This is a genomic window from Pseudomonas sp. MWU12-2037 (assembly GCF_023242345.1).
Classification (GTDB): domain Bacteria; phylum Pseudomonadota; class Gammaproteobacteria; order Pseudomonadales; family Pseudomonadaceae; genus Aquipseudomonas; species Aquipseudomonas gingeri_D.
In genome coordinates, this window is the sequence record NZ_JALLIZ010000043.1 from 1 (window position 1) to 2684 (window position 2684).

A 2684-nucleotide genomic window follows, 5' to 3' on the forward strand; every position below is an offset into this window, starting at 1 on the left:
ACCCAGCAAGTTGCCATTGCCATCAAAAGCGGCAGCGATCTCCTCTTCGGTGGGAGGCCGGCCATTCTGCTCGGGCAGGCAGCGATTGCTGTAGCGCGCCGCCGTCAGCTTGCGGCTGTGGTTTTGCGGGCCTACATGAACCAGTTCCAGCAAATTTCCACCGGCGTCATAGCGGTAGGTTTGATGATAATTGGCGACGGCACCCGGATCGTCGAAGCGATTGAACTCCGGCCCTCGACTGGCGCTACCCGCCTCCCAACCGGTCGCTGCGATCAGTTGGTAGAGACTGTCGTAGTCATAGCACTTGGTCGGTTCTACCCGCTGGTTGGCGAAGTACCTGATCGGCAAAGCCCCGTCTTCAATGCTCAGTACATTACCCACCGGATCGTAGTCGTAACGCAGATCTTGCAGCGCCTCACTTCCACGTCGAGCCTGGAGCCGGATAAGGCGACCATCTTCAGGACGATAGGTCAGCGTACTGACGACACCGTTACCTGCCGTTTCCTGTTCAACCTGAACGTAGGCGTTGTAGGCAATGGCACTGAGCAGAGTTTGAGGGGTTGCTTGCCCGCTCAGTAGCAAATGGCTCGCCTGTAACTGGCCATCCACGGTGTAGTCGAACAGTTGCCGATTACCCTTGGCATCAACCTGCTCCAACACATCACCCAGCGGGTTGAAATGCGTCGCGCTGGTTGCCGCTTGCGCCACGGGTTCCAGCAACACATCCCGCTCCGGCAGCCCTGGCGGCCAATCCGGTAACTCCAACGAACTCAGAAAGCGTTGGGTCTGCTCAAGCACTCCACCCGTCAAGGCATAGTTATCCACAGTCAACGTACCCGCCGGATCATCATGGCGAATCAATTGTCCGCATTGATTGTGAGCGGCGAAACCGGCGCTGGCATCGGCGTATTCATAACGCTCGGTACAACGCGGTGTCTCGCCTTCGCCCTGCTCGACAATGGTCAGCGGTCGAAGCAGATCGTCGTACTCGACCCACCGCTCGCTGCCCCGGCTATCCCAGGTTTGAACAAGCTGATCGCCATCACCGAACAAGTTGACCCGCTTACCCGCATCGACGCTGATCGAACCCAACACCTTCCCGGACAGTGAATAAGCATTGGTGAGATTGGCAGGCGTTTCGGCATCTTCCGCACTCAGCGCCCAAAGCCTGGGATCCCATTGCTCGACCAGCCGCCCCATCACGTCATAGGCACTGCGGTTGATCCGCTCTTCTGGCTCCGCCGTTTCGACGAAACGGCAATAAGCAACCACACGCACCGCCAGCCCACGGGGATCAATAACCGTCAGCGTCGGTGTGTGAATGTGAATGCCGCTCGTCAGTCTCGACATGGCTCTACCAGCGGTGCTGGTGGGTGGGTGGCAAAGACCTGTAGGCCATGCTCATCGTCATAGCAGCCGTTGCAATACTATCTGCATTACGGGCAGCCATATGAGACCGAAAATCCGGCGTTTCATTATGAAAATTTAGTGCCATCGGCGCATCAAAACTCGCCGCATTTGATGTTGCTCCTGCCCATTCATTGGCCAATGCGACAAACCTACCAGCGGTAAGCGCTATATCTGAATCCTTTGCATTTCCCCGTACAGTAATATCAGCAGCAAACAGCCGCGCTATAAACGAATCAGAGCCCAGATAATAAAAATCTCGGGTAAATGCGCCCTCACCGACGAATCGATCGACGTGAGAGAGGTGGCTCCCTTCATGAATGAGGGTAATGACCCTATTGGGACGAGACTTTGCCATAAAGCCGTCGGAGATAAATATGTGTCCTAAACGATCCCTCGAATCAACCCACCCTGAATCGTTAATATCCCCGTCGGTCCTGACAAATTTACCCCGACCAAATCCAGTATTGTGATATTGCCTCAACAGCCCCTCCGTCCTCTCCCATGCATTGATAATATTTGAGCGTTCCTTGAGATATTCCGGACCAAAAAAATCTTGCATGATATGTGAGCTATAATCTGGGTATTGTTCCAGCATCAACTGGGCATCTCTCAACACAGGAGGTGCGTCGAACAATGCATCTGTTAACGCGACTTGCTCTAAAGGGGCAAACGCGTCCAGGCCATTAGCGACAACCTGTTGATTATCTTCTGCCGCATACGCGTAAATTTCTTGTCCTTCGGGAATTGCCGCAGGTGGATTTTCCCGAAAATAGTGGAGTAGTTGGTCATCCACTCCCCAGAGCCCGTTTTGATCAATACGACTCGTAGGATTCCCTCGAACAAATGCATATAAATTCAAGCCATCCACGCCCCCTGCGGGATCCGGGTTGATCCATCGCTGCAACCACGGCGCGTAATACCTGAAACCATAGTAGTAAAGCCCAGTTGTATCCCGCTCTTGCCCCGAGTAACGCACCGTCTTGTAACCTGCCTCCACCTCATTTCGCCCGGCAAACCAGGCCGTACTGCCGTAGGGATGATAGGTTTCCTGGCTGATTACCTCGGCCTCGCTGTCCAGCTCCAGGCTGCTGGAGCCCAGATGATCAGTCAGGTTGTAGCGATATTGATCGTTGGTAATACCGGAAGGCGGTGCCGTTTCCCAGTGCAGCACCTGCATGGCACTGCGTCCGGCCTGGACACAGATCACCTGCAACACTTCCCCAGTGCCTTCACGGGTGCGGATTTCCAGGCCCGGCAAGTAGCGGACTTCCGAT

The 2684-nt window shown here is 54.9% G+C and carries 1 protein-coding gene and 1 pseudogene; both read right to left on the minus strand.

Annotated elements, in window-relative coordinates:
- Positions 1-1350, minus strand: a pseudogene (locus M5B42_RS31995) (toxin); the annotation flags it as partial.
- Between the two features lie 4 nt (positions 1351-1354).
- A partial coding sequence (locus tag M5B42_RS32000) for an RHS repeat-associated core domain-containing protein (RefSeq protein WP_248748059.1) occupies positions 1355-2684 on the minus strand: 1330 nt, incomplete at its 5' end.